Annotated in this window: 16 protein-coding genes; 4 read left to right on the top strand and 12 right to left on the bottom strand. The window is 74.9% G+C overall.

Going from position 1 to position 21,279, the window contains the following annotated elements:
• Window positions 1–189 precede the first annotated feature (189 nt).
• Window positions 190–1,107, bottom strand: coding sequence for a DUF308 domain-containing protein (locus tag MT994_RS11160; RefSeq protein ID WP_354806287.1), 918 nt, complete (start codon window positions 1,105–1,107; stop codon window positions 190–192).
• 170 nt (window positions 1,108–1,277) lie between these two features.
• Here MT994_RS11160 and MT994_RS11155 point away from each other — a divergent pair, with 170 nt between their 5' ends.
• The 3 genes from MT994_RS11155 (at window position 1,278) to pntB (ending at window position 7,258) form a co-directional block, all read left to right on the top strand.
• The gene (locus tag MT994_RS11155; protein WP_228485185.1) at window positions 1,278–4,082 is read left to right on the top strand and encodes a lysylphosphatidylglycerol synthase domain-containing protein; all 2,805 of its coding nucleotides are present in this window, start codon (window positions 1,278–1,280) and stop codon (window positions 4,080–4,082) included.
• 171 nt (window positions 4,083–4,253) lie between these two features.
• Window positions 4,254–5,852, top strand: coding sequence for a Re/Si-specific NAD(P)(+) transhydrogenase subunit alpha (locus MT994_RS11150; protein WP_354806286.1), 1,599 nt, complete (start codon window positions 4,254–4,256; stop codon window positions 5,850–5,852).
• Entirely contained in the window at window positions 5,849–7,258 is a 1,410-nt protein-coding gene (gene pntB / locus MT994_RS11145; protein ID WP_085386790.1) for a Re/Si-specific NAD(P)(+) transhydrogenase subunit beta, read from the top strand. The genes MT994_RS11150 and pntB overlap by 4 nt, the downstream gene beginning before the upstream one ends.
• 52 nt (window positions 7,259–7,310) lie before the next feature.
• On the opposite strand, the gene MT994_RS11140 is transcribed toward pntB, so the two are convergent.
• The 9 genes from MT994_RS11140 to MT994_RS11100 all read right to left on the bottom strand — a co-directional run bounded on the left by MT994_RS11140 (window position 7,311) and on the right by MT994_RS11100 (window position 18,953).
• Window positions 7,311–7,898, bottom strand: coding sequence for a hypothetical protein (locus MT994_RS11140; protein WP_051876826.1), 588 nt, complete (start codon window positions 7,896–7,898; stop codon window positions 7,311–7,313).
• Window positions 7,899–8,013: 115 nt separating this feature from the next.
• On the bottom strand, window positions 8,014–8,916 hold the full coding sequence (locus MT994_RS11135) for a CoA ester lyase (RefSeq protein ID WP_354806284.1): 903 nt from the start codon (window positions 8,914–8,916) through the stop codon (window positions 8,014–8,016).
• Window positions 8,910–9,581, bottom strand: coding sequence for a MaoC family dehydratase (locus tag MT994_RS11130; RefSeq protein WP_354806283.1), 672 nt, complete (start codon window positions 9,579–9,581; stop codon window positions 8,910–8,912). The genes MT994_RS11135 and MT994_RS11130 overlap by 7 nt, the downstream gene beginning before the upstream one ends.
• Window positions 9,582–9,686: 105 nt before the next feature.
• Window positions 9,687–10,862, bottom strand: coding sequence for an acyl-CoA dehydrogenase family protein (locus tag MT994_RS11125; RefSeq protein WP_354806281.1), 1,176 nt, complete (start codon window positions 10,860–10,862; stop codon window positions 9,687–9,689).
• The gene (locus MT994_RS11120) at window positions 10,859–13,255 is read right to left on the bottom strand and encodes a biotin carboxylase N-terminal domain-containing protein (RefSeq protein WP_354806280.1); all 2,397 of its coding nucleotides are present in this window, start codon (window positions 13,253–13,255) and stop codon (window positions 10,859–10,861) included. Before MT994_RS11120 ends, MT994_RS11125 begins: the two co-directional genes overlap by 4 nt.
• 4 nt (window positions 13,256–13,259) lie before the next feature.
• Complete coding sequence (locus tag MT994_RS11115; RefSeq protein WP_354806433.1) at window positions 13,260–14,888, bottom strand: carboxyl transferase domain-containing protein; 1,629 nt, start codon at window positions 14,886–14,888, stop codon at window positions 13,260–13,262.
• Window positions 14,889–14,896: 8 nt separating this feature from the next.
• Entirely contained in the window at window positions 14,897–16,618 is a 1,722-nt protein-coding gene (locus tag MT994_RS11110) for a dihydrolipoamide acetyltransferase family protein (RefSeq protein ID WP_354806279.1), read from the bottom strand.
• Window positions 16,615–17,643 (bottom strand): alpha-ketoacid dehydrogenase subunit beta, encoded by a 1,029-nt coding sequence (locus MT994_RS11105; protein WP_021483500.1) that lies wholly within the window; start codon window positions 17,641–17,643, stop codon window positions 16,615–16,617. The genes MT994_RS11110 and MT994_RS11105 overlap by 4 nt, the downstream gene beginning before the upstream one ends.
• The gene (locus tag MT994_RS11100; protein ID WP_354806278.1) at window positions 17,640–18,953 is read right to left on the bottom strand and encodes a thiamine pyrophosphate-dependent dehydrogenase E1 component subunit alpha; all 1,314 of its coding nucleotides are present in this window, start codon (window positions 18,951–18,953) and stop codon (window positions 17,640–17,642) included. Before MT994_RS11100 ends, MT994_RS11105 begins: the two co-directional genes overlap by 4 nt.
• 142 nt (window positions 18,954–19,095) lie before the next feature.
• Between MT994_RS11100 and MT994_RS11095 the strand changes: the two genes are divergently transcribed.
• The gene (locus MT994_RS11095) at window positions 19,096–19,572 is read left to right on the top strand and encodes an Lrp/AsnC family transcriptional regulator (protein ID WP_354806277.1); all 477 of its coding nucleotides are present in this window, start codon (window positions 19,096–19,098) and stop codon (window positions 19,570–19,572) included.
• 9 nt (window positions 19,573–19,581) lie between these two features.
• On the opposite strand, the gene MT994_RS11090 is transcribed toward MT994_RS11095, so the two are convergent.
• Together MT994_RS11090 and MT994_RS11085 are read right to left on the bottom strand one after the other, a co-directional pair.
• Window positions 19,582–20,625, bottom strand: coding sequence for a glycosyltransferase family 2 protein (locus MT994_RS11090; RefSeq protein ID WP_021482550.1), 1,044 nt, complete (start codon window positions 20,623–20,625; stop codon window positions 19,582–19,584).
• Entirely contained in the window at window positions 20,622–21,260 is a 639-nt protein-coding gene (locus MT994_RS11085; protein ID WP_043658912.1) for a hypothetical protein, read from the bottom strand. The genes MT994_RS11090 and MT994_RS11085 overlap by 4 nt, the downstream gene beginning before the upstream one ends.
• Window positions 21,261–21,279 lie beyond the last annotated feature (19 nt).

The following is a 21,279-nucleotide window of genomic DNA, read 5'->3' as shown; positions in this document are numbered from 1 at the left end:
AGTGCCGTGTCGCACAGGTGTCAGGATCGACAGAAACCCGGACAGAACGCCAGCGTTGTTACCCGGTCGTAACCCTGCGCCCCGGGCAACGGTCGTGACGTGAGACACACTCACAGCGGTCGCGTCGTGGGTGTAAAGTCCCGCCCCTTTCGGGGCGTCCGGCCCTGGCGGACGACTGCCGCACGGCCCTCAGGAGCCCGCGTGGCCCTCCGGCCCTGCCGCCCCGGGACCACCCGCTGCCGGGCCGTCCGGAGCAGGCTCGACCGGGGCGGTCTCCACCGGAGCGGGGTCGGCCGGGCCGGGGTGGTCGCTCGTCGGGGACGCGTCGGGTGCGCGAGCCGCCGGGTCGGCCGCCGGAGTCGCGGCGGGCGCGCCGCCCACGGCCGACGGCGGGGCGACGCCCGGGTGCACCGCGGCGGCGCCCAGCACCGACCCGCCCGTCACGACGACACCGGCCGCGACCGCCTGCGCGCGCAGGTCGGCGAGCTCGCGTGCGACCGCCCGGACCGCGAAGCCGGACACCACGTGGATCGCCCCCGACACGAACGCGTACAGGGCGAACACCACCGTGACGAGGCGCAGCACGTCGAACGCGTCGAGCGGGCGCGTGACGAGGAGGATCCCGAAGAGCACCGACACGATCCCGACGGCGAGCATCCACGCCCAGCCGAGGTCGCGGTTGCGCACGAGCGCCGCCGCCCCGGCGATCGTCGTGATGCCGAGGACGAGCACCCAGACGGCGAGGACGTAGTACAGCGCCGTCGCGCCGAGGTCCGGCCACAGCGCCACCACGACGCCGAACACGACGTTGACCCCGGCCTGCGCGAGCCACCACGCCGACCCGACCTGCTTGCGGTGCACGAACCCCTGGACGGCGACCAGCACGCCGTCGGCCACGAGGAACGCCCCCAGCACGACCCGGAGGGTCCCCAGCTGCTCGAGCGGCTCGATCATGAGGAGCAGGCCCAGGACGACGAGGAGCGTGCCCCGGACGACGGGGAGCCACCACACCCGGCGGAAGGGGTTGCGCTCCTGCCCGCTCTCGTCCGGCGTCGCGGGTGCGGCGTCTCCGGCCTCGTCGCGCTGCGTCGTCGTGCCACGTGCCATGCCGACCTCCCCAGGGGTGCTCGCACCCCCATGCTAGGGAGGCCTTCCTCACACCCGCCCGTCGAACAACCCCCCAGGTGCATCGGACAACCGGTCGAACCGGGCGAATCACCCGGAGGAATCGGCCAAATACCGCGCCTGCCGGGACCCCCGGACCTAGACTCGCAGGCATGTCCTCCCCCGCGCCCGAGCCGACGACGGGCGACACGCCCCACGTGGGCGCGGTCGTCGAGGTCGGGTCGCTCGCCGCGTCGGGCCGGCGTGACGCCCGTCCCCAGACCGGCGCGCTCGAGGCGCTGCTCGCCCCGCGCGACGCCGACGACGAGGGCACCGTCCGGGTCGTCGACACCGCCGAGCAGCGGGTCCGGCACCCGATCGACTTCGTCAACCTCGTGCTGTGCGCGGTGGGCGTCGCGGTCGTCATGCTCATGTCGGTGTATGCGCACGGCACGACCGAGGGCGTCGCGGAGGACGTGCAGAACTTCTCGGACGTGCTCGCCCGCGTGCTCTTCCTCCCGGTCACCGTGCTCGAAGGGCTCATCACGCTCTTCGTGCCGCTCGCGGTGCTGGTCGAGCTCGGTCTGCGCCGGCTGGGGCGGCAGGTCGTCGAGTCCATCGTCGCCGCGGCGCTCGGCCTGCTCCTCGGGGTGCTGGTCGTGCTCGCGCTGCGCACGTGGGGCTCCGACGACCTGATCCGCGGGCTCTCCGCGTTCATCGACGGGTCGTGGCAGCTCACCATCCCCGACTACCTGTACGTCGCCGCGATCGCCGGCCTCCTCACGGCCGCGGGCACCCGCACCCGGCGACGCACCGTCAAGTGGTCGTGGAACCTGCTGTTCGTCGCGATCGGCGTCGTGCTCATCACCGGCCAGGTCTCGCTGCCGGGCATCATCATCACGCTGCTGCTCGGGCGCATCGCCGGGCTGGCCGTGCGGTACGTCTCCGGAGTCCGCAGCGAGCGCGCCTACGGGCCCGACCTCGTGGCCGGGGTCCGGCGCGCGGGCTTCTCACCCGTGGCGCTCGTCCGCGTGCGCGACGTCACCGACGACGACGAGCTCGCCGAGGCGGCGGACGACCCGATCACGGAGGTCGACGCCGAGGGCCGGATCACGGCCGAGGTGCACGTCGGCGTGCTGCGCGCGCCCGGCGCGGGCGACGACGGCGGGACCGTCCTCACCGCCGACGCCGCCCTCGCGGCGCACCACCTCGGGGCCGCGCACGCCGACGAGAGCGAGGTCCCGCAGGGCACGGACGCCGCCCCCGAGCCGCAGGACGCCCCGTCCGACCCGGCCGCGATCGCGCTGACGCGCGCGGGCGACAACCGCGTCTACGCGATGCTCGCGGAGGACGACGTGCGCCGCGACGTCGTCGTGCTCGACGGCGACCGCCAGGTCGTCGGCTTCCTCACCCGCTTCTGGCGGTCGCTGCGCCTGCGCGGCAGCGAGGGTCGCGCCGCGATCTCGCTGCGCGCCGCCGCGGAGCGCACGGCCCTCCTGTCCTACGCGGCCCGGGCGGCCGGCGTCCGCACGCCGCGGCTCCTGGGCGTCGCCGAGTCCGCCGACTCCATGGTGCTGGTCCAGGAGCACGCGACGGGCGCCGTGTCGCTGCGCGACCTCCCCGTCGAGGACGTCACCGGCTCGGTGCTCAACGAGGCGTGGCGCCAGCTCCGCCTCGCCCACTCCGCGGGGATCGCGCACCGTGCCCTGACCTCCGACGTCGTGCTCGTCTCGCACGAGCCGGCGACGGGCGCCCCGGAGGTGTGGCTCACCGGGTGGGAGCAGGGCGACATCGCGTCGTCCGAGCTCGCGCGCCGCATGGACCTCGCCCAGATGGTCGCGCTGCTCGCGCTGCGCGTCGGGGCGCAGCGCGCGGTCGAGTCGGCGGTGAGCGTGCTGCCCGACGACGACATCGCCGCCATCGGCCCGCTGCTCCAGTCGGTCGCCCTGCCGCCGAGCACGCGCGAGGAGATCCGGCAGGACAAGGAGCTCCTCAAGGAGCTGCGCGCGGCCCTCGTGGAGCGGCTGCCCGAGGCGGACGTCGAGCCGCAGCGGATCACGCGGTTCGGCGCCCGCACGGTGCTGACGATCGCGCTCGTGATCGCCGCGGTGACCGCGCTCGTCACGTCGTTCAACTTCGAGCAGATCGCCGAGGCCGTCACCGAGGCGAACCCGTGGTGGGCCGTCCTGTCGTTCGTGCTCGGCATCCTCACGTGGGTCGGCGCCGCGATGACGCTCACGGCGTTCTCGCCGAAGCGCCTGCCGTTCTGGCGCGTCAACCTGACCCAGGCGGCCGGCTCCTACGTCGCGCTCGCCGCGCCCGCGGGGATCGGCCCGGCGGCGCTCAACCTCCGGCTGCTCACGAAGCGCGGCATCTCGACGCCGATGGCCGTCGCCACCGTCGCGCTCGTGCAGGTGTCGCAGTTCGTCGTGACGATCCTCATCCTCGTGGTGCTGTCGGTCTTCACCGGCGAGGGTGGCCTCGTCCAGCTCCCCTCGACGACGGTGCTGCTCGCCATCGGCGGCGTCGCGCTCGCCGTGCTCGCGACGCTCCTCGTGCCCGCGGTGCGGACGTGGGCGCTCGCCAAGCTCCGGCCGACCGTCCAGCAGGTGTGGCCGCGACTCTCGGAGATGCTCGGCCAGCCGGGGCGCCTCGCCGTCGGCCTTGCGGGGAACATCGTCATGACGCTCGGCTACGTGCTGGCCTTCGACGCCGCGCTCGCGGCGTTCGGGCAGGAGCTGGACCTCGTCGACGTCGCCGTGATCTACCTGGTCGGCAACGCGGCCGGTGCCGCCGTCCCGACGCCGGGCGGCCTGGGCACCATCGAGCTCGCGCTGACCGCGGGGCTCACCGCGGCCGGCGTCCCGGTCGCGCTCGCCACGTCGGCCACCCTCCTCTTCCGCGTCGCGACGTACTGGGCGCGCATCCCCATCGGCTGGTTCGCCATGCGCTTCCTGCAGAAGAAGGGCGACCTCTAGCCGCCGCTCCCGGCTCCGGCGCGGTCCGCGCACCGCGCGGGCCGACACCGCGGCCCCGGGGACGTTCGACCCGGGACGGCGCGGGCGGCCCCCGATAGGCTCGCCGCGCACCCGCCGTCCCCACCGGTCGCGCGCGTGCCGACGACGCCCGACGAGGTGAGGAGCCCGCACGTGAGGATCGGTGTCCCCCGCGAGGTGAGGGACGGGGAGCGGCTGGTCGCCGCCACCCCGCGCACGGTCGAGCGCCTGCGGGCGCTCGGGTACGAGGTGGTCGTCGAGCACGACGCGGGCGCGGGGGCCACGTTCTCCAACGCCGCGTACGAGGCCGCGGGCGCCGCGGTGGTCGACGCCGCGACGGCGTGGGGGGCCGACGTCGTCACCGCCGTGAACGCGCCCACCGACGCGCAGGTGGCGCTCCTGCGCCCGGGCGCGACCCTCGTCGCGATGCTCGGTCCTGCGAACGACCCCGACCTCGTGCGGCGCCTCGCCGACCACGGCGTGACCGCGCTCGCGCTCGACGCCGTGCCCCGCATCTCGCGTGCCCAGGCCCTCGACGTCCTGAGCACGCTGTCGAACGTCGCGGGCTACCGCGCCGTCGTCGAGGCCGCGGCCGAGTACGGCGGCATGTTCGCGGGGCAGGTCACCGCCGCGGGCAAGACGCCGCCCGCGAAGGTCTTCGTCATCGGCGGTGGGGTCGCGGGGCTCGCCGCGGTCGGCGCGGCCGCGAGCCTCGGCGCGCAGGTCCGCGCGTTCGACGTCCGGTCGGAGGCGGCCGAGCAGATCGAGTCCATGGGCGGCACCGCCGTGCGCGAGCCCGCGGCGCAGCAGGGCATGTCGGCCGACGGCTACGCGAAGCCGCTCACGCCCGAGCAGGAGGCGGCGGCCCTCGCCGTCTACGCGCGCGAGGCGGCCGACGCGGACGTCGTCGTCACGACGGCGCTCGTGCGCGGCCGGGCGCCGCGCACCCTCACGGCCGAGGCGGTCGCCGGGATGCGTCCCGGGAGCGTCGTCGTGGACCTCGCGGCCTCGGGCGGCGGCAACTGCGCGCTCACCGTGCCGGGCGAGCGTGTCGTCACCGAGAACGGCGTCGTGGTTGTCGGCTGGACCGACCTCGCGGGCCGGCTCCCGCAGCACACGTCGCAGCTCCTGGGGACGAACGTCGTGCACCTGCTCGAGCTGCTCACGCCCGGCACGGACGGCGTGCCCGTGCTCGACCTCGACGACCCGGTCCAGCGCGGCATGACCGTCGCGCGCGCCGGCGAGGTCCTCTGGCCGCCGCCGCCCGTCGCGGTGAGCGCGGCGCCGTCCCCCGCCGCGTCACCACCGCCGGACCCCGCCCAGGAGGCCGCGGACCGCGAGCGGGCCGCCGCGGAGGCCGCCGCCGCCGCGAGCCTGCGCCGCCGCCGTCGGACCGTCGGCGCCGCGCTCGCCGCGGTGCTCGTCACGCTCGCGCTGTCGTTCGCGCCGCCGTCGCTCGTCGGGCACGTCACGGTGTTCACGCTCGCGGTGATCGTCGGGTACTACGTCATCTCGAACGTCACGCACTCCCTGCACACGCCGCTCATGGCCCAGACGAACGCGATCTCCGGCATCATCCTCGTCGGCGCGCTCCTGCAGCTCGGCTCCGACGACTGGGTCGTCACGACGCTCGCGCTCGTCGCGGCGACGCTCGCGAGCATCAACGTGTTCGGTGGCTTCCTCGTCGCGAACCGCATGATCGGCATGTTCCGCAAGGACGTCCCCGCCCGCGCGCAGGGGGTGGCCCGATGACCGCCACGTCCGTCGCCCAGGCCGTCTACGTCCTCGCGGCCGTCCTGTTCGTGCTGAGCCTCGCGGGCCTGTCGAAGCAGGAGTCCGCGCGCCGCGGCAACGTCCTCGGCATGGTCGGCATGGTCCTCGCCCTGGCCGCGACGATCGTCCTCGCGCTCGGCACGAGCGCCCGCCCGGTCCTCGTCACCGCGCTGCTCGTCGCGGTCGTGCTCCTCGTGGGCGCCGCCGTCGGGACGTGGCGGGCCCGCCGCGTCGAGATGACGCAGATGCCCGAGCTCATCGCGATCCTGCACAGCTTCGTCGGGGCCGCGGCCGTGCTCGTCGGCTTCAACTCCTACCTCACCGCGCAGGCCGCGGGGCACGACGACGTCGCGCACCTCGTCGAGGTCTCGCTCGGCGTGCTCGTGGGCGCCGTGACGTTCACCGGCTCCGTCGTCGCGTTCCTCAAGCTGTCCGGCCGCACGCGGTCGGCGCCGCTCCAGCTCCCCGGCCGGAACCTGCTCAACCTCGGGGCGCTCGTGGCGAGCCTCGGGCTCGTCGCGTGGTTCGTCGTCGCGCCGTCCGTGTGGCCGCTGCTGCTGCTCACCGTCGTGTCGCTCGCGCTGGGCTGGCACCTCGTCGCGTCGATCGGGGGCGGCGACATGCCCGTCGTCGTCTCGATGCTCAACTCGTACTCCGGCTGGGCCGCCGCCGCGGCCGGCTTCATGCTGGGCAACGACCTGCTCATCGTCACAGGCGCGCTCGTCGGGTCCTCCGGTGCGATCCTCAGCTACATCATGTGCCGGGCCATGAACCGGTCGTTCGTGTCCGTCATCCTCGGCGGCTTCGGGGCCGAGGAGGGTGCGGCCCCCGCGGGCGGCGAGGGCCCGCAGGGCGAGCACCGCGAGGTGAGCGCCGACGACGTCGCGGCCCTCCTGCGCGACGCGCGGAGCGTCGTCATCACCCCGGGCTACGGCATGGCGGTCGCCAAGGCGCAGTACCCCGTCGCCGACCTCGTGCAGCTCCTGCGCGACGGCGGCGCGCAGGTCCGCTTCGGCGTCCACCCCGTCGCGGGCCGGCTCCCCGGGCACATGAACGTGCTGCTCGCGGAGGCGCGCGTCCCGTACGACATCGTGCTCGAGATGGACGAGATCAACGACGACCTGGCGGGGACGGACGTCGTGCTCGTCATCGGGGCGAACGACACCGTGAACCCGGCCGCGCTCGACGACCCGGGCTCGCCCATCGCGGGGATGCCCGTGCTGCACGTGTGGGAGGCGGAGCAGGTCGTCGTCTTCAAGCGGTCCATGGCGGCGGGCTACGCCGGGGTGCAGAACCCGCTGTTCTTCCGCGAGAACACCGGGATGCTCTTCGGGGACGCCAAGCAACGGGTCGAGGACATCGTGGCGGCGCTCCGCGCGGGCTGAGGGGCCGCGGGCGACGGGGACGGCGCGGGGCCCGTGGAGCGCGCGTCGGCGATCAGCCGGGCACGCGTTCCCGGGCGGGGGCGAACGTCAGCGACGGCAGCGTCTCGAGCGTCCGGTGCGCGGCGACGTAGTCCTTGAGGTCCCCGCGGAAGACGACGCGGCCTGGCAGGTCGAGCAGCGTCTGGGGCCGCACCTGCCAGCGCTCGACCCCGAGGTCGCACACGCCCGCGCCGTGCAGCACGTGGTAGACGAACTCCGAGCAGAAGAACCGGTCCTCGGCCTCGTGCCCGCGGCCGAACCGCGCGCCGACGAGGCCGCGCACGTTGTACGAGAACGCGTGCGAGTCGAGCAGGAACTCGGTGATCCGGACGCGGATCGCCTCGTGCTGCTCGGGGGTCACGGGCACCGCGAGCACGACCCCCGGCACGACGTCCATGCCGCGGTACAGGCCGTCGTCGAACCGCTCGCGCCGGAAGCAGCCGACGAACGGGTTGCCCGCCCGGCGTCGGCCGAAGCTGAACATGAGGTCGAGCCCCTGGTCGAGCGCCAGGGAGGAGTGCGTGAACTCGTCGCGCGTCGCCAGCGCGATCGTCCGGGACAGGACCGTACGACTGCGGGACAGGACGACGTAGACGTTCACGCGAGTGACCATACGATGCCCGAGCCCGCAAGCGGAACGGGCGGAGCGGGGTATTTGTCCGGTCAGCCGCGACGAGGCGCCGTCGGCCGGGCCCGCGAGCGCGAGATCCCCGCGCTCATCCGTCCGACGGCGCCCGGTCGAGAACCACCCGGTCGAGGACCGCCCGTGCGTGCCGGAGGACCGGCTCGTCGACCATGCGGCCCTCGAACGTGAAGACGGCGCCCGCGCCGCCCGGGTTCACGGCCGCGGCGTCGAGCAGCGCGCGGGCGTCCGCCACCTGCTCGGCGGTCGGTGCGTAGGCGGCGCGGATCACGGGGACGTGGCTCGGGTGGATGCACGCCGTCGCGGCGAACCCCGACGCGGCGGCGTCCTCGGCCTCGGCACGCAGCCCGTCGAGGTCGCCCACGTCGAGGTGCACCGCGTCGACCGCGGCCTTCCCCGCCGCACCCGCCGCGAGCAGCACCGCGGCGCGGGCGTGCCGCGCGACGTCGCGGTACGTGCCGTCGGGGCGGCGGCTCGACGTCCCCCCGAGGGAGGCGACGAGGTCCTCCGCGCCCCACATCAGCGCGACGACCTCGGGCCTGCGGGCGAGCTCCGGCGCCGCGAGGACGCCGGCCGCCGTTTCGCACAGCGCGAGGACCCGGACGCCCGGGAGGGTGGTCGCGAGCGCTCCGAGCGAGCCGAGCAGCTCCGGGCCCGACTTCGCGACCATCACCGTGCGCAGCCGCGTGTCCGCGAGCGCCGCCACGTCGAGCGCGTGCTCGGGCGTCCCGACGGGGTTCACGCGCACGACGGTGCGCCCCGGGTCGAGCGTCGCGGACGCCTCGACGACGGCACGCCGCGCGGCGTCCTTGGCGTGCGGGGCGACGGCGTCCTCGAGGTCGAGGATCACGGCGTCCGCGCGGTCCGCGGCCTTGGCGAAGCGGTCGGGCCGGTCGGCGGGGCAGAACAGCAGCGCGGGCCCGAGCCCGAACCCTGGCGGGGAGGCGGCGCGGTGCCCGACGCCGCCGGTCACCACGCGCTCTCCTCGTCGCCGCGCTCGAGCACGGGCTCGTGCACCCCCGCCGCGTGCTCGCCGAGCCCGGGGCCGTCGTCGTGCCCGGCGCCGGGCCCGGGGGTGTCGCCGGGATCGGTACCCACCGTGCCCGCAGCCCCGGGTCCGGTGGACGCCCCGGGGGACCGGGCGTCGTCGGGCACCGCCGCGGACGCCGCCTTGTGGGCGGCGCGCGTCCAGAAGAGCGCGGTGCGGACGGCGCGCGCGACGAGCACGCCGTCCTGGTTGAGGCCGCGGTGCTCGAGGGTCACGACGCCCTGCCCCGGCCGCGACGCGGAGAGCCGCTTCTCGACGACCTCCGTCTCGGCGTAGAGGGTGTCGCCGTGGAACAGCGGCTGGGGGAACTCGACCTCGCGGAACCCGAGGTTCGCGACGATCGTGCCCTGCGTGACCTGCCCGACGGACAGCCCGACGAGCGTCGACAGCGTCATCATCGAGTTGACGAGCCGCTGCCCGAACGGCTGGGTCGCGGCCCACGCGGCGTCGAGGTGCAGCGCCTGGTGGTTCATCGTGAGCGTGGAGAAGACGACGTCGTCCGCCTCCGTGAGCGTGCGGCCGGGCCGGTGGCGGTACACCACCCCGGTCTCGAGCTCGTCGTAGTACAGGCCCCGCTGGACCACCTCGCGCATGCTGCTCCTCCCCTCGTCCCTGACGTCGCCGGCCGCCGACCACGAGGTTGCTGTCGGGATGACCGTGAGAACGACAGCAACGTCGTGGTCGGCGTCGGTCCCCCGCTAGCCCTCCAGTCCCAGGCTCCTCGCGATGACCATGAGCTGCACCTCGGTCGTGCCCTCGCCGACCTCGAGCACCTTCGCGTCGCGGTAGTGCCGCGCGACGGGGTTCTCGTTGAGGAACCCGTAGCCGCCGAAGATCTGCGAGGCGTCGCGCGCGTTCGCCATCGCGGCCTCGCCACCGACGAGCTTCGCGACCGACGCCTCCGCCTTGAACGGCTTGCCGCGCACGAGCTTCTGCGCGGCGTCGAGCCACGCGAGGCGCGCGGTGTGGACGCGCGCCTGCATGCGGGCGAGCGTGAACGCGACGTGCTGGTTCTCCCCGATCGACCGACCGAAGACGACGCGCTCGCGCGCGTACCGCAGCGCCTCCTCGAGGCAGCCCTGCGCGGCGCCGGTCGCGAGGGCGGCGAACGCGATGCGGCCCTCGTCGAGCGCGCGGAGGAAGTTCGCGTACCCACGGCCGCGCTCGCCGAGCAGGTTCCCGGCGGGCACGCGGACGTCGGTCAGCGTGAGGGGGTGCGTGTCCGAGGTGTGCCAGCCGACCTTGTCGTACGACGGCCCGACCTCGAGCCCGGGCGTCCCCGCCGGGACGATGATGCTTGACAGCTCCTTGCGCAGCTCGCCCTCCGGGCCGACCGTCTCGCCCGTGACGGCGGTGATCGTCACAAGGCTCGTGATGGGCGTCCCCGAGTTGGTGATGAACTGCTTGGACCCGTCGATCACCCACTCGTCGCCGTCGAGCCGCGCGGTCGTGCGGGTGCCGCCCGCGTCGGACCCGGCACCGGCCTCGGTGAGCCCGAACGCCGCGAGCGCCCGCCCGGCGAGCAGGTCGGGCAGCCACCGCTCCTGCTGCTCGCGCGAGCCGTGCCGGTAGAGCGGGACGATCCCGAGCCCGACCCCGGCCTCGAGCGTCACCGCGATCGACTGGTCGACGCGCGCGAGCGCCTCGACGGCGAGGCACAGCGACACGTAGTCCTGGCCCTGGCCGCCGACGTCGCGCGGGAACGGCAGCCCGAACAGCCCGAGCTCCCCCATCTGCGCGATGATCTCCATCGGCAGGCGGCGTTCCGTGTCGTAGCGGTAGGCGGCGGGGGCGACGACGCTGTCCGCGAAGTCGCGCACCACCTGGCTGAGCTTCCGCTGCTCGTCGTCGAGCAGGACGTCGGCCTCGATCATGATGCTCCCTGGGTGTCGGGTTGCGGGACCGGGGCGGCGGGTTGTGCCGCACCGGAGTCGTGAGGGTGGACGACGGCGACCACCTGGTCCCGGCGCACGAGGTCGCCGGGTCGCACGCGCACGTCCGCGACGCCGTCGTGCGGGGCGAGGAGCGGGTGCTCCATCTTCATGGCCTCGACGGTGACGAGGACGTCCCCGGCGGTGACGGGCTCGCCGTCCGCGGCGGCCGTCACGACCGTGCCGGGCATCGCGGCGCGCACCTCGGGGTCGGTCGCGCCGGGCGCGTCACCCCGTGCCCGACGGCGGTCGGCCCGCGCCCGAGCCGCGCGCTGCTCCCGGTCCGGGGCGGCCAGGGCGACGGTCCGCCCGTCGCGCCACACCCACACCGTCGCGGGCTCGCCGCCGGCGGGGGGTGCGTCGAGGGCGAGCCGCACGCGCTCCCGGACACCGTCCAGGGTGAGCCACCACGCGCCGTCGACCCCGGGGTCGCGGGCGAGCGACGCCCGGACCGCGTGCGTCGTCGAGCCGGGCCACGCGCCGTCGTCGGCTGCCGGCACGTGCACGACGGCGTCCCCCACCACCCCGGTCACCCGCACCTCGTGCGCGCCCCCGCCGGCATCGACGAGCAGGACCCGCCGCGCCGCCGCGTCCCCGTTGAGCCGCCACCCGTCCCCCACGCGCCAGGGATCGCCGTCGGCAGCCATCCCGGCGTCGAGCAGGCGGTTATGGCCCGTCCCGCCCCCCGGACGAGCCACAACCGCCTGCTCGACGAGGAACAGGGCTGCGGCGACGAGGGACCGACGAGCGTCCGCACCATCGCGCCCGGCCGGCGAGCCGACCTCCGAGGCGAGGGGGCGGGGGGTGTGCGCGCCGTCGTGGTCGGGCCTGGCGGGAGCGCCCGAGGAACGAGGGCGCGGAGGGTAGACGGCGCGCGCACCCCCCGGCCCCTCGCCGGACCCGACCACAGACCCCGACCCCGACGCCACCAGCCGGTCGATCAGGCCGGTGTCGAGCCGACCGGCACGGACGTCGTCGTCCGCGAGGAGAGACCGCAGGAACGCCGTGTTCGTCTCGACACCCAGCACGACCGTCCGCGCGAGCAGGCCGTCGAGGCGCTCCACGGCCTCGTCGCGCGTCTCGCCCCAGGCGACGGCCTTCGCGAGCATCGGGTCGTAGTGCCCACCCACCACGGCAGCGGCGGAGATCCCGGAGTCGAGGCGCAGCGGCGAGGCGCCGGGCCCGGACGGGACGCCACCGTCGTCGTAGACCAGCACCGACCCGGTCGCCGGGAGGAAGCCGCGGTCGGGCGACTCGGCGTAGAGGCGCGCCTCGACGGCGTGGCCGCGGAGCACGACGTCGCTCTGCGCCAGGCCCAGCGGCTCGCCCGCCGCGACGCGCAGCTGGAGCGCGACGAGGTCGAGGCCGGTGACCATCTCGGTCACGGGGTGCTCCACCTGGAGGCGCGTGTTCATCTCGATGAAGAAGAACTCGTCCGGGCTCGCGGCGGGGACGAGGAACTCGACCGTCCCGGCGCCGACGTACCCGACCGACCGCGCGACCTCGCACGCGGCCTCGCCCATGCGGGCGCGCTGCTCCGCGGTGAGGAGCGGCGACGGCGCCTCCTCGACGACCTTCTGGTGGCGGCGCTGGAGAGAGCACTCGCGCTCGCCGAGGTGGACCACGGTCCCGTGCGTGTCCGCGAGCACCTGCACCTCGATGTGGCGCGGCGCCTCGACGAGCCGTTCGAGCAGGAGCGTGTCGTCGCCGAACGACGACGCCGCGACCCGACGCGCCGACGCGAGCGCGCCCGGCAGGTCGGCCTCGGCGCGCACGACGACCATGCCCTTGCCCCCGCCCCCGGCGGACGGCTTGACGAGCAGCGGGAACCCGACGGTGCCCGCGGCGGCGAGAAGGTCATCGTCGGACATCCCGGGCTCGCCCGCCCCCGGCACGACGGGCACGCCCCGCGCGCCGACGATGCTCTTCGCGGCGAGCTTGTCGGCCATCGCCTCGAGCGCGTCGACGCCCGGCCCGACGAACGCGATCCCCGCGCGCTCGCACGCCCGGGCGAGCGCCGGGTTCTCCGAGAGGAAGCCGTAGCCGGGGTGGACCGCCTCGGACCCGGTCGCGACCGCCGCGGCGACGACGGCGTCGACGTCGAGGTAGCTCTGCGTCGCGGGCGCGGGCCCGAGCCGGACCGCGACGTCCGCCTCGCGCACGTGGCGAGCGTCGGCGTCGGCGTCGGAGAAGACGGCGACGGACCGCACGCCGAGGCGGCGCAGCGTGCCGATCACGCGGCACGCGATCTCGCCGCGGTTCGCGACGAGGACCGTGCGGAAGCCAGTCCCGCCGGACGGGTGGGCGGTCGCGTCGAGGAAGGTGCGGGAGGTCATCGGCTCACATCCGGAAGAGGCCGAACCGGTCACCGGTCCAGGTCTCGGCGAGGGGCGTGCGCGCGCACACGCCGAGGGCGAGGCCGAGCACGCGGCGCGTGTCGGCGGGGTCGATCACGCCGTCGTCCCACAGCCGCGCGGTCGCGTAGTAGGGGCTGCCGTGCTCGTCGTAGTCGGCCCGGATGCCGGCGGAGAACGCGGCCTCCTCGTCGGGGTCCCACGTCTCGCCGCGCGCCGCGAGCTGGTCGCGCTTGACGGTCGACAGCACGGACGCGGCCTGCGGGCCGCCCATCACGGAGATGCGGCTCGCGGGCCACGACCACAGGAAGCGTGGCGAGTACGCGCGCCCGCACATCGAGTAGTTCCCCGCCCCGAACGACCCGCCGACGATCACCGTGAGCTTCGGGACGCGCGTCGTCGCGACGGCCGTGACCATCTTCGCGCCGTCCTTCGCGATCCCGCCCGCCTCGGCGTCCGTGCCGACCATGAAGCCGGAGATGTTCTGCAGGAACAGCAGCGGGATGCCGCGCTGGTCGCACAGCTCGACGAAGTGCGCCCCCTTGAGCGCGGACGCCGAGAACAGCACGCCCTGGTTCGCGAGGATCCCCACGGGGTGCCCGTGGATCCGCGCGAAGCCCGTGACGAGCGTGTCGCCGTACTCGCGCTTGAACTCGTCGAACCGGCTCCCGTCGACGAGCCGGGCGATGACCTCGCGGGGGTCGTAGGGAGCCTGGACGTCGGCCGGGACGGCGGCGTACAGATCCTCCCCCGGGTCCTGTACGGCGGCACCCGCCACGCGGGGAGGCTCGCTGGGCGCCACGTCCCACGCGGGCTCCGGGTCGGGCGGGAGCGTCGCGACGATGCGCCGCACGGTGTCGAGCGCGTCCTCGTCGTCGTCGGCGAGGTGGTCGACGACGCCGCTGCGACGCGCGTGCAGCTCGCCGCCGCCGAGCTCCTCGGCCGTGACGACCTCGCCGATCGCCGCCTTCACGAGCGGCGGCCCGCCGAGGAAGATCGTGCCCTGCCCGCGCACGATGACCGTCTCGTCGCTCATCGCGGGCACGTAGGCGCCGCCCGCCGTGCACGACCCGAGCACCGCGGAGATCTGCGGGATCCCCGCCGCCGAGAGACGCGCCTGGTGGTAGAAGATGCGGCCGAAGTGGTCGCGGTCCGGGAACACCTCGGCCTGCCGGGGCAGGAAGGCACCGCCCGAGTCGACGAGGTAGACGCACGGCAGCCGGTTCTCCAGCGCGATCTCCTGCGCCCGCAGGTGCTTCTTCACCGTGAGCGGGTGGTACGTGCCGCCCTTCACGGTCGCGTCGTTGCACACGACCATGACCTGCCGCCCGCTGACCACCCCGATCCCGGCGACGACGCCCGCCGCCGGCCACGCGCCGTCGTCCACGCCGTACCCGGCGAGCGGTGCGATCTCCAGGAACGGGCTGCCCTCGTCGAGCAGCCGGTCGACGCGGTCGCGCGGGAGCAGCTTGCCGCGCGCCACGTGCCGGTCGCGCGCCGACGCCGGGCCGCCGCGCGCGACGTCCGCCGTGCGCTCGCGCAGCTCCTGCGCGAGCCCGCGCTGCGCGGCGTCGTTCGCGCGCGCCGCGTCCGACCCGGGCTCGACGGCGCTCATCAGGACGGTCACGCGACCACCTCCTGCCGGCTCCCGGCGAGGAGCGCGAGCGCCGGGTCCTCCAGCAGCGCGCCCAGGTCGGCGAGGAAGCGCGCGCCCTGCTCGCCGTCGACCACGCGGTGGTCGAACGACAGGCTGAGCGTGACGACGTCGCGCAGCGCGACCTCGCCGTCGTGCTCCCAGGGCCGACGCCGCACCGCCCCCAGGCCGAGGATCGCCGCCTCGCCGGGGACGAGGATCGGGGTGCCCGCGTCGACGCCGAACACCCCGACGTTGGTGATCGAGATCGTCCCGCCGGTCAGGCGCTCGGGCGTCGTGCGGCCGTCGCGCGCGGTGGTCGTGAGGTCGGTCAGCGCGACGGCGAGGTCGGGCAGGTCGAGCGCCTGCGCGTCGGGCACGTGCGGCACGACGAGCCCCCGGTCGGTCGCGACCGCGATCCCCAGATGCACCCGTCGGTGCCGCACGATCTCCGCCGAGCCGTCGGGGAGGTCGCGCCACGCGCTGTTGAGCGCGGGGTGGCGCGGCAGCACGAGGCACAGCGCTCGGGCCGCGAGCGCCAGCACGGTGATCCGCGCGCCGCGCGCGAGGCGGTGGGTGCGCAGCCGTTCCAGGAGCTCGACGCTCCGCGTCACGTCCACCGTGAGGAGCACCGTCGCGTGGGGCGCCGTGAACGCGCTCGCCACCATCGCCGCCGCGGTGTGCTTGCGCACGCCCCGCACGGGCACGACCTCCGCCTCGAGGCCGGCCGCGCGGTCGGCGGCCACGCCCGTCACCGCGCCCGGCGCCGAGAGGGGAGAAGTGGCCCCGCGGCCGCGGTCCGGAGGGGCCACTTCTCGCTTCTCGCCGCTCGATGCCCCCGGGCCGGCGGACGTCGCGGGGTGCGCGTGGTGCTCGTCGCGCGGTCGGCGGGCGACGTCGCGATGGCAGCTCACCGCCGCGAGGACGTCCTCGCGCGTGATGAGCCCGTCGCGGCCGGAGCCCTCGACGCGGTCGATCCGCACGCCGAGCTTCTTCGCGAGCGCGCGCACCGGCGGCGTCGACCGGGGCCGCTCGCCGGTCCCGGTGGTGCGGCGGGGCGCCTCGGCGACGTCGGGCGGTGAAACCTGGGTTTCAGTCACCGCCCGCCGGGGTCGACGCGCGGGCCGCCCGACCCGGTCGGGTCGGGCCCCGTAGCCGACGAGGTTCGGCTCGGGCGCGTCGGCGGGGTCGGCCAGGGCGGTGGCCGGGTCGACGGCCGGGTCACCGCCCGAGGAGCGGGCCGGGCCGTCGGACAGGCCTCCCGTCGGAGCGTTTCCCACCCCGCCGACCGCCCCGGCGAACGCCCCGACCAGGGCGGGGACGGCGTCGGGCACCCGGGCCGGGACTCCGGCGGACGCGCGCTCCGGCCCGCGGACGGACGCACCCACCGCGCCCTCGGCGGACCCGGGCGCCGCGGCGCCGTCCGTCACCGGGGCGGCACCGCCGCCGGACACGGGGGCCGCGCCGTCGTCGACCTCGAAGGTGACCAGCGGCTCGCCGACGCTCACGGTCTGGCCCTCCTCGGCGTGGAGGGACGCGACGACGCCCGCGTACGGGGACGGGAGGTCGACGAGGGCCTTCGCGGTCTCGACCTCCGCGATGACCTGATTGAGCTCGACGCGGTCGCCCGCGTGGACGTGCCAGCTGACGATGTCGGACTCGGTGAGCCCTTCGCCCAGGTCGGGGAGGCGGAACTCGCGCAGCGCCGTCATCGGGCCACCTCCGCGACGGGACGCCCGGACGACGGCACGAACGGCTCGACGCGCCCCAGCACGCGGTCGACGCCGTCGAGGATGCGGTCGAGGTCGGGCAGGTAGTGACCCTCGAGCTTCGCGGGCGGGTACGGCATGCCGTGGCCCGTGACCCGCACGGGCGGGGCCTCGAGGTACTCGAAGCAGCGGTCCGTCACGGTCGCGGCGATCTCCGCGCCGAGCCCGGCCTGGCGCGGGGCCTCGTGCGTGACGACGACCCGCCCGGTCTTGCGGACCGACGCCGCGACGGTGTCGTGGTCGATCGGCGACAGCGAGCGCAGGTCGACCACCTCGACGGAGACGCCGTCGTCCGACGCGGCGACGGCGGCGTCGAGCGCGGTCCCGACGAGGCCGCCCCACGTGACGAGCGTGACGTCGTGGCCCTCGCGCACGACGCGGGCCCGGTCCATGGGCGGCGGGTCGACGGGGTCGAGGTCGACCTCGCCCTTGAGGTGGTAGCGCCGCTTGGGCTCGAAGAAGATCACCGGGTCGTCGCACGCGACGGCCTGGCGGAGCACGGTGTACGCGTCCTGGGGGTTCGCGACCGACACGACGCGCAGCCCGGCCGTGTGCGCGAACAGCGCCTCGGGCGACTCCGAGTGGTGCTCGGCCGCGCCGATGCCGCCGCCCACGGGGATGCGGATCGTGATCGGCAGGCGCACCTTCCCGCCGGTGCGGGCGTGCATCTTCGCGAGCTGGGACAGGATCTGGTCGAACGCGACGAACACGAAGCCGTCGAACTGGATCTCGCACACCGGCCGGTACCCGCGGTACGCGAGCCCGACGGCCGTCCCGATGATCCCGGACTCCGCGAGCGGGGTGTCGAGCACGCGCCGCGGTCCGAACTCCGCCTGGAGCCCGTCCGTCACGCGGTAGACGCCGCCCAGGCGGCCGACGTCCTCGCCCATGACGACCACGCGGTCGTCGTCGGTCATCGCGCGGTGCAGCCCGGCGCCGAGCGCCTTCGCGAGCGTGAGGGTCGTCATCGCGCCTCCTCCCCGTCGAAGCTGGCGAGGTAGTGCGCGTACTCCGCGCGCTCGCGGTCCAGCGCGTGGTGCGGCTCCGCGTAGACGTGGTCGAAGAGCGAGAGCGGCGGCGGGTCGGTGAGCGCGACGCACCCGGCGCGCAGCTCGGCGGCCGCCGCGTCGGCGACGTCCTGCACGTGCGCCGCGCCCGCGTCGTCGAGCACCCCGACGGCGCGCAGGTACGCCTCGAAGCGCGCGATCGGGTCGCGGCGCGTCCACTCCTCCACCTCGGCCGCGTCGCGGTAGCGCTTCGGGTCGTCGGCCGTGGTGTGCGGGCCCATGCGGTAGGTGACGGCCTCGATCAACGTGGGACCGCCGTCGTGCCGGGCGCGGTCGAGGGCGGCGCGGGTCACGGCGAGCACGGCGAGGACGTCGTTGCCGTCGACGCGCACGCCCGGCAGGCCGAACCCGCGGGCGCGCTCCGCGAGCGGGACGCGCGACTGGAGCGCGACCGGCTCGGAGATGGCCCACTGGTTGTTCTGGCAGAAGAACACCACGGGCGAGCGGTACGTGGACGCGAAGACGAACGCCTCGTTCACGTCGCCCTGGCTCATCGCACCGTCGCCGAAGTACGACACCCCGACCGGCAGCCCGGCGGCGGCGTCGACGCGGCCGGCGTCGACGTCGTTCTGCACGCCCATCGCCCAGCCCGTCGCGTGCAGCGCCTGGGCGCCGATGATGACCTGCGGCGACGCCATGCCGATCGCGTACGGGTCCCAGCCGGAGACGGCGACGCCGCGCCACACGCGCACGAGGTCGACGAGCGCCGCGCCGCGCACCCGCGCGACGGCGTGCTCGCGGTAGGAGGAGAAGACGAAGTCGTCGTCGCGCAGCGCGCGTGCCGAGCCGACCTGCGCCGCCTCCTGGCCGAGGAGCGGCGGCCAGAGCGCGAGCTCGCCCTGCCGCTGGAGCGCCGTGGCCTCCGCGTCGATGCGACGCGCCACGACCATGTCCTCGTGGAGCCGCAGCAGCGCCGACCGGGCCGACGCGCGCGCGGCGTCGTCGGGCGCCGTCGGGTCGAGGTCCGCGAGCCACCGGTCCAGGTCCGGGTCGCGGTGGCGGGTGCCGTCCTCGTCGAGCACGCGCAGGGTCGGCGTCGACCCGGGGCTCGGGTCGGGCGGGTCCTGCCGCGGCGCGTCCTTGCGCACGTCGCGCACCACGTTCTTCCGGTCTGCTCGTGCGTCGCGCGGGGTTGCCGCCCGGTGACCGTCGTACGCCTTCGGCGGGGTCGCCGCCGTCGGTCCGGTCCGCACCGCAGGTTCGCTGGGCATCGTCGCCACCTCACCTCGGGGAGCCGGTCCTCTCCGTCGAGGACCGAGGTAGGGGGAACGTAACCCGCGTCACGCACATGGCTCCACCGACGCCTGCCGCACCGTGCACTGTGACCGCTGTCACTCGGTTAGGGTGAGCACCATGCACAGCGCCGACGCTGTCGACCTCGACCTCCTGCTCGCGCTCGCCGACGACCCGCGGGCCACGATCGTCGCGCTCGCCGACCGGCTGCAGCTCTCCCGCAACACGGTCGCCGCGCGGCTCGCCCGCCTCGAGGCCGAGGGCGCGTTCCTCGACCTCGACCGGCGCATCGACCCGCACGTGCTGGGACACCCCCTCACGGCGTTCGTCGAGGTGCAGCTCCGGCAGAAGGAGCTCGCGCGCATCGTCGACGACCTCGCGCGCATCCCCGAGGTCGTGCAGGCGTTCGGGCGCAGCGGCACCGCGGACCTGCGCGTCACCGTCGCGTGCCGCGACACGGACCACCTCTTCCGCATCGACGCCGCGATCCTCGCGATCGACGGCGTCGAGCGCACGGAGACCTCGCTGTCGATGGGCGAGCTCATCCCCTACCGGCTGCGGCCGCTCATCGAGAAGCAGCGCCGCGGCCCGCGCTGACGGGGACGGTCAGCTGAAGCCGATCGCGCGCTGCGCGACCCGGTAGGCCAGGACGGTCACGCGCCGTCCCGCCGGACCGGGGAGGTTGGCGATCTGCCCGAGGCCCGACCAGCGCACCTGGTGGTAGAGCTGGGGGTCCTGGGCGCGCAGGCGCGACCAGAGCCGCTCCTTCTCCACGAGGCACGCGGGCGTCCCCGCGCGCACGAGCAGGATCGACGACACCGCGCAGATGATCTCCACGTAGTGCAGCAGGTAGCGACGCAGGCGCCGGTCGGTCACCGGGGTCCGGGAGACGTGCTCGAGCATGAGCCAGTTGACGCGGAGCTGCTGGTCGAGCCGCTTGAGCATGACGGCCTCGTGCACGGACTGGTCCTCGCGGCCGATGAAGTACCGGTAGAGGTCGACGTCGAGGTAGTACAGCGTGCGCACGTGCGCGAGCGGCACCAGCGCGTACAGGTTGTCCACGTAGAACGTGTGCTCGGGGAGCCGCAGGCCCGCGTCGCGCAGCACCTGGGTCCGGTACATGAGGGCGTGCATCATCATGTACTGGCGCTTGGCGAAGCGGCGGGTCTGCGACCACGTGAGCACGCGTCCGCGCGGCAGCGCGCCGCGGTACCGGACGGCCGTCTTCACGCGCTTGCCGACCTTCTCGTACACGAAGTTGCTCACCAGCAGGTCGACGGGCTCCCCGCCGGGGGTGCCGGCGTCCACGAACCGGCGCACGAACCCGCGCAGCGTCGTGAGCACCTGGGCGAGCGCGGCGCGGTCCACCCAGTCGTCGGCGTCCACGACCTTGAGGTACTCCCCGCGCGCGTGGTCGAGGCCGGTGTTGATCGCCGACCCGTGCCCGCCGTTGGCCTTGCGCAGCACGTGCACCTCGCCCGGGTACCGGTCCGCGTAGCCCTGGGCGAGCGCCGCCGTCCCGTCGGTGGAGCCGTCGTCGACGACGAGCACCTCCACCTCGGGACCGAACCCGACGAGCGAGTCGAGGGCGCGCGCCAGGTACGGCTCGGCGTTGTACGCCGGCACCACGACGGTCAGGAGCGGGGTCACGACGCACGCACCTCTCCGGCGTGCTCCGCCTCCGGCGCGGCCGGCGTCTCGGGCACCTGCTTGAAGATGACCTTGAAGATCGGGAAGAACACCCAGAACGAGATCGCGGCGTTGATGATCATCGTCGTGAAGTCCGCGAGAGTCTCGCCGGCGCCGCCCAGGCCCCACGTGTCGATGAACAGCTCGTAGATCGGCGTCTTGTACAGGCCCTGCGCGGCGGCCGCCGCGATCGAGATGACGACGTACGCGATGGTGTACCAGAGCGCGGCCTTCGCGACCGACGAGTTGGACTTGAACGTGATGGTGCGCTGCGCGAAGAAGTTGATCACCTGCGCCACCAGCAAGGTGATCTGCACGGCGAGGAAGTATGCCAGCCCCCCGCCACCGCCCGGGAGCGGACCGGCGGCGTAGTCGAAGACGTAGAACGTCGACCCGTCCGGGTTCGTCCCGACCGGCCAGACCTGGAACGCGACGTCGACCAGGGCGGTCATGCCGAAGACCCACTTGATGAGGGGCATGAGCGCGAGCTGCAGCACGGTGATGCCGTTGCTCAGCACGAGGAACACGACGAACTGCGCGGTCCCCGGTCGCTTCTCGGAGAACCGGCGCCAGGCGTCGCGGAGGCGGGTGAGCATGGGTGTTCCCTTTCGAGCG

Origin of the sequence: Cellulosimicrobium sp. MI9406 (assembly GCF_040595865.1) — a bacterium.
In the GTDB taxonomy this organism is placed as follows: Bacteria; Actinomycetota; Actinomycetes; order Actinomycetales; family Cellulomonadaceae; genus Cellulosimicrobium; species Cellulosimicrobium funkei.
The sequence above is the reverse complement of the archived record's forward strand: the minus strand, read 5'-3'. Positions and strand labels throughout refer to the sequence as shown.